5 protein-coding genes are annotated in these 6,056 nt (G+C 72.5%); all 5 read right to left on the bottom strand.

Annotated elements, in window-relative coordinates:
• Positions 1 to 214: hypothetical protein (locus AC1DY2_RS13755; RefSeq protein ID WP_476762947.1), on the bottom strand; the 214-nt coding region annotated here is incomplete at its 3' end.
• A gap of 1 nt (position 215) precedes the next feature.
• The gene (locus AC1DY2_RS13750; RefSeq protein ID WP_476762946.1) at positions 216 to 944 is read right to left on the bottom strand and encodes a ComEA family DNA-binding protein; all 729 of its coding nucleotides are present in this window, start codon (positions 942 to 944) and stop codon (positions 216 to 218) included.
• A gap of 99 nt (positions 945 to 1,043) precedes the next feature.
• Complete coding sequence (gene leuS / locus AC1DY2_RS13745; RefSeq protein ID WP_476762945.1) at positions 1,044 to 3,623, bottom strand: leucine--tRNA ligase; 2,580 nt, start codon at positions 3,621 to 3,623, stop codon at positions 1,044 to 1,046.
• Positions 3,624 to 3,716: 93 nt separating this feature from the next.
• Positions 3,717 to 5,156: an aminodeoxychorismate synthase component I gene (gene pabB / locus AC1DY2_RS13740; protein WP_476762944.1), complete on the bottom strand. Its 1,440-nt coding sequence runs from the start codon at positions 5,154 to 5,156 to the stop codon at positions 3,717 to 3,719.
• Positions 5,157 to 5,165: 9 nt separating this feature from the next.
• Positions 5,166 to 6,056 (bottom strand): ATP-binding cassette domain-containing protein (locus AC1DY2_RS13735; protein WP_476762943.1); only part of this gene is annotated, 891 nt, incomplete at its 5' end.

The raw sequence follows: 6,056 nt of genomic DNA, 5'->3' as shown, positions 1-6,056 counted from the left end.
GCGCCGCAGTGAGCGCGGCCCGGAGCGCGTCGGCGGCCGACGACCCGCGTCGGGCCCCGGTCAGGGCGATGAGGGCGACGKCKAGGATCACGCCGAGCCCCCAGGCGAGCCACGCCACGACGGCCGGATCGACCCCGACGTCGGGCGACGCGACGGCGCACCAGGCAGCCAGCCATGCGGCGCCGGCCGGCGGCAGGAGCCTCAGGTCGCGCACGTCAGAGCGCGACCTTGTCGGCGAGGCCGGAGAAGACCGCGTCGCCGATGCCGGCCACATCGAGGAGCTGGTCGACGCTCGTGAACGGACCGTTCGCGGCGCGCCAGTCGATGATGCGCTGGGCCAGCGCAGGCCCGATCCTGGGCAGGGTGTCGAGGGCCGCCACATCGGCGGTGTTCAGGTGCACGAGGCCGTCGGCCGGGCCGCCGCCCGCCGCGCTTGCCGCGCCCGCGCTGCCCGGGGCGGACGGCGGCGGAACCTGGCCGACCGCGAAGACCACGAGCTGCTCGCCGTCGGCCACCGGCCGGGCCAGATTGACGCCGGCGGGGTCGGCATCGGGGGTGAAGCCGCCCGCCGCGGCCACGGCGTCGACGACGCGGTCGCCGGGGTGCAGCTCGACGAGCCCCGGGCGCACGACCGCTCCGAGCACATGCACGAGCAGGGGGGTCGTCTCGATCCCGACGGCGGTCGATGCCTGCACGGACCCCGACGCGGACCCCGACGCCGACGCCGACGCCGATCGTGACCCATCGCCGGTGCCCGGCCCGCCCGTCGCCACGACGCGTTCCTGCACGCCGCCGCCGCCCGCGGCGAACGACATGAGCGCTGCTGCGGCGACCGCCGCGATGAAGAGCACCACGGCCGCCCCGATGGCCACCCGCGCGCGTGGCGTCGCGCGACGGGCGGCCGGGTCGAGTGCGTCGAACGGGTGGTCTCGGCTCGCGGGCATGCCCGCACGCTACGAGGGCGACCGCCTCATCCGGTCGAGCAGCGCTCCCGCCCGTCAGCGCTCAGCGAGGCCGATTGCTGTCGAGGAGGAGTCGGCAGGTCAGCCGCGCGTCGCGATGTTCACGAGCCGGGGGGCGCGCACGATGACGTTGACGATCTCGCGCTCGCCGACCGCGCGAGCCACGGCGGCCGACGCCCGCGCGAGCGCTTCGAGCTCGTCGGCCGCGATCTTCGGCGACACCTCGAGCCGGTCGCGCACCTTGCCGTCGACCTGCACGATCGCGGTGACCGACTCCTCGACGAGGAGCGCCGGGTCGGCCTTGCGCCACGGCACGAGCGCCACGCTCGGCTGGTAGCCCAGCCGTTCCCACATGTCCTCGGCGGTGTAGGGAGCGAACAGGTCGAGGATCATGGCCGTCACCTCGGCGGCCTCGCGCACGGCAGCGTCGGCGGGACCGGCGCCCGAGTCGATGACCTTGCGGGTCGCGTTGACGAGCTCCATCAGGCGCGCCACGACGACGTTGAACTTGAACGCCTCGACCAAGCCGGGGGCATCCGCCAGCAGACGGTGCGTCAGCCGGCGGAGCCCGGCGTCGCCCGTCTTCCACTCGACGTCTGGGGTGGACGAGACCTCGCCCGAGATGCGCCAGGCGCGGGCGAGGAACTTCGCCGCCCCGACGGGCGAGACATCCGCCCAGTCGATGTCGTCCTCGGGGGGCCCGGCGAACGCCAACGTCACGCGCAGCGCGTCGGCGCCGTGCGCGCCCAACTCGCTCGCGAACTCGACCAGGTTGCCCTTGGACTTCGACATCTTCGTGCCGTCCATGATGACCATGCCCTGGTTCAGCAGGGAGGTGAACGGCTCGGTGAAGCTCAGGTACCCGAGGTCGAAGAGCACCTTGGTGATGAAGCGGGAGTAGAGCAGGTGCAGGATGGCGTGCTCGACGCCGCCGACGTACTGGTCGACCGGCAGCCACTTCTCGGCTTCTGCCGTGTCGAAYGGCTTCGTGTCGTCGTTCGGGTTGAGGTAGCGCAGGTAGTACCACGAGCTGTCGACGAACGTGTCCATCGTGTCGGAGTCGCGACGGGCCGCCCCGCCGCAGTTCGGGCAGGCGACGTTCACCCAGTCCTCGGCCGCGCCGAGCGGGCTGGTGCCCTTCGGCTTGAGGTCGAGGCCGGCGGCGTCGGGCAGGCGCACAGGCAGGTCGCTCTCGGGCACCGGGACCTCGCCGCACTCGGCGCAGTGGATGATCGGGATGGGCGTGCCCCAGTACCGCTGGCGTGAGATGAGCCAGTCGCGGAGGCGGAAGTTCTTCGCGGCGCGGCCGGTTCCGCGCTGCTCGAGCACCTCGATGATGCGGCGGATCGCGTTCGATTTCGAGAGCCCGTCGAGCGGACCCGAGTTGATGRGGCGCCCTTCTCCGGCCAGCGCGATGCCGGTCGAGGCGGGGTCGACGGCGGGCAGGTCGTCGGGCAGGATCGGCTCGCCCTGCTCGTCGAGCTGGATCACCGGGATGACCCCGGTGACGGGAGCGTTCGTGTCGACCACCACGCGCACGGGCAGGTCGAACGCCCGTGCGAAGTCGAGGTCGCGCTGGTCGTGGGCCGGCACCGCCATGATCGCGCCGTGCCCGTAGTCGGCCAGCACGTAGTCGGCGGCCCAGATGGGCAGGCGCTCGCCGTTCACCGGGTTCACGGCGTACCGCTCGAGGAACACGCCGGTCTTGGGCCGTTCGGTCGACAGGCGGTCGATGTCGCTCTCGCCCCGCACCGAATCGAGGTAGTCCTGGAACCGGCCGCGCACCGCGTCGGACGCCCCCGCCGCGAGCTCGGCGGCGAGCTCCGAGTCGGGTGCGACGACCATGAACGTGGCGCCGTACAACGTGTCGGGGCGCGTCGTGAACACCGTCACCCGCGCGTCGCGGCCCTCGATCTCGAAGTCCACGTCGGCACCCGACGACCGGCCGATCCAGTTGCGCTGCATCGTGACGACCTTCGACGGCCACGAGCCCTCGAGCTGGTTCAGGTCGTCGAGCAGGCGGTCGGCGTAGTCGGTGACACGGAAGTACCACTGCGTGAGCGCCTTCTTCGTCACGATGAAGCCGCAGCGCTCGCAGTGCCCGTCGACCACCTGCTCGTTGGCGAGCACGGTCTGGTCGTTGGGGCACCAGTTCACGAGGCCGGCCTTGCGGTACGCGATGCCCTTCTCGTAGAGCTTCAGGAACAGCCACTGGTTCCACTTGTAGTACTCGGGATCGCTGGTGTGCAGCTCGCGCGACCAGTCGAACGACGGCGCGTACTGGCGGAAGGAGCGCTTCTGCTGCTCGATGTTGTCGTAGGTCCAGCCGCGCGGGTCGATGCCGCGCTTGATGGCCGCGTTCTCGGCGGGCAGGCCGAACGAGTCCCAGCCGACGGGGTGCAGCACGTCGAAGCCCTGATGGCGCCAGTACCGCGCGACCGTGTCGCCGTAGCCGAACGCCTCGGCGTGGCCCATGTGCAGGTCGCCGGACGGGTAGGGGAACATGTCGAGGATGTACTTGCGCGGCTTGGTCTCGCCGGGGCGTCCTGCGCGGAACGGCTGGAGTTCGTCCCACACGGGAAGCCACTTCGCCTGGATCGCGGCGAAGTCGTAGGCGCCGGTCTCGGCGTCGGCGTGGGCGGGGTCGTGATCGTGTGCCACGTGACTCTCAATCGTGTGTGTGCTGCGGGGGGATCGCTCCGCACATCGTGCTGCGGGCGCGCCGGAACGCGACGCACCGAACCTTTAGCCTACTCACTCCGCGGGAGTGGACGCCCCGAGCAGCACGGCGAGCAGTGCCCGCGCCTTGACGCGCGTCTCCTCGATCTCCTCGGCCGCGACCGAGAGCGCCGTGATGCCGCCGCCGGTGCCGATGCTCGCGCCCGAGGGCGTCAGCACGATGGAGCGGATGACCATCGCGAGGTCGGCGGTGCCGTCGATGCCGAGGTAGCCGAACGTGCCCGAGTACACGCCCCGCGGGCCCGCTTCGAGCTCGTGCAGGATCGACATGGCGCTTCGCTTCGGGGCGCCGGTCATCGAGCCGGCGGGGAAGGCCGCCCGCACGACGTCGAGCGCGGTGAGCGGATGCCGCAGCCGAGCCTGCACGGTCGAGACGAGCTGGTGCACGTGGGCGTACTCCTCGACCTCGAGCAGGCTCGTCACCGTGACGGTGCCGAGTTCGGCGACGCGACCGAGGTCGTTGCGCATGAGGTCGACGATCATGAGGTTCTCGGCGCGCTCCTTGTCGCTGGCGAGCAGCTCCCGGCGCAGTTCGTCGTCGCGTCGCGGATTGGCTCCCCGCGGACGCGTGCCCTTCATCGGCTTCGTCGAGACGATCCCGTCGGCATCGACGTGCAGGAACAGCTCGGGCGAGGCGCTGAGCAGGGCGACGTCGCCGAACCGGAGGTACCCGCCGTGGTGGCTGGGGCTCGACGCCCGCAGCGCGAGGTAGGTCGTCGCCGGGTCGGGCCGGGCGTCGACCTCCACGCGGTTCGTGAGGCACAGCTGGTAGGCGTCACCGCGCACGATCGCGGCCTGGCAGTCGGCGATGAGCTGCGCGTATCGCTCGGGGTCGTGTCGCCAGCGCACGCTGGCCGCGTGCGCGACCGGCGCGTCGCCGGACGACGGTCCGGATGCCGCGGGCAGCGCGTCGAGCGCCGCGGCGAGCTGCTCAGCCCACGCCGCGCCTGCGCCGGCGGTCTCAATGCCGTCGTCGGCGATCCAGGCGAGCTGCACGCTGCGCGCCGCGTGATCGAACACGATGGCGCGGTCGATGAAGAGGAACGCGGCATCCGGAGTGTCGGCCGTCGACGCCGGCACGTCGTTCAGGCTCGCGCCGAGTTCGTAGCCGAACCACCCGAACCAGCCCAGCGGTCCCGCATCGCGCGCAAGCACCCCGGACCCGTCCACCGTGCCGGGCAGCCGCTCAGCGAGCACGTCGAACACCGACCCGGTCGAGGTGGTGCCGGAGGGAGCCCGGCCGAGCGGCGTCGACCGGGTGACCGTGCCCGCCGCGGCATCCGCCGTCACGAACACGCTGCCGCTGTGCGCCGCTGCGATGACGCTGATGCCGGTGATGGCATCGGCGCCGCCGTCGAGCCACACCGCGTACGGGGCATCCGCGTACCGGGCGCGGAAGACCGCCTCGGGGTCGCGCCACGCGGCGAGCGGGCGGGTGCGGATGCAACGCGGCATCCCCTCAGCCTATGGCTCGCGCGCGGCTCCCCCGGAGGCGGCGAGGAGCGGCCCTGGACCACGAGACGTCTCGATTGCGCGACCGTCGCGGAGCTCGATCGTGCGATCCACGAGGCGCTCATCGACCGCGCCGTGCGAGATCACGACGACCGTGCGCCCCGATCGGCCCGCGGCGTCGGTCAGGTCGCGCAGCAGCGCATCGGCACGTGCCGGGTCGACGCTCGCCGTCGGCTCGTCGAGCACCAGGATCGGGAAGTCGGCGAGCATCGCCCTCGCGAGCGCGAGTCGTTGCGCCTGTCCGCCCGACACGAGGGCGCCGCGCTCCCCCACCCGCGCGCCGAGGCCGCCGCGCTCATCGAGCCACTCGCGCAGGCCCACCCGCTCGAGCACGTCGAGCAGGTCGTCGTCGGTCGCGGTGTCGCGGGCGAACAGCAGGTTCTGGCGCACGTCCTCGTCGAAGAGCCACGGTCGCTGCTCGACGAGGCCCACCATGCGGCGTACGCCCGCGGATTCCAGCTCGGATGCCTCGACGCCGCCGATCCGGTACGACCCCTGGTACGCGAGGAACCGCACGAGCACGTGCGCGAGCGTCGTCTTCCCTGCGCCCGAGGCGCCGCGTACGAGCAGCCGCTCTCCCGGCGCGATGGTCAGGTCGAGTCCATCGAGGGCGGCGGGGCCCGCGGATGCCGCGGACGGCTCGTCGCCCGGCTCGGAGCGCTCCTCCACCGCGGGCCACCCGGCCCGGAGGTCGCGCAGCTCGATCGCCGGGGGCGACATCTCAGGCGCCGCGAGGGGATGCAGGGGCGGCACGGGCACCTCAGGAGGCACCGTGGCCGGAACGGCGTACGCCACCCGCTCGGCGCTCGCCCTGCTGAGGCGCCGTGCGGTCACCGCCAGCGG

The organism is Agromyces sp. P1_H4 (assembly GCF_056405255.1).
The sequence above is the reverse complement of the archived record's forward strand: the minus strand, read 5'-3'. Positions and strand labels throughout refer to the sequence as shown.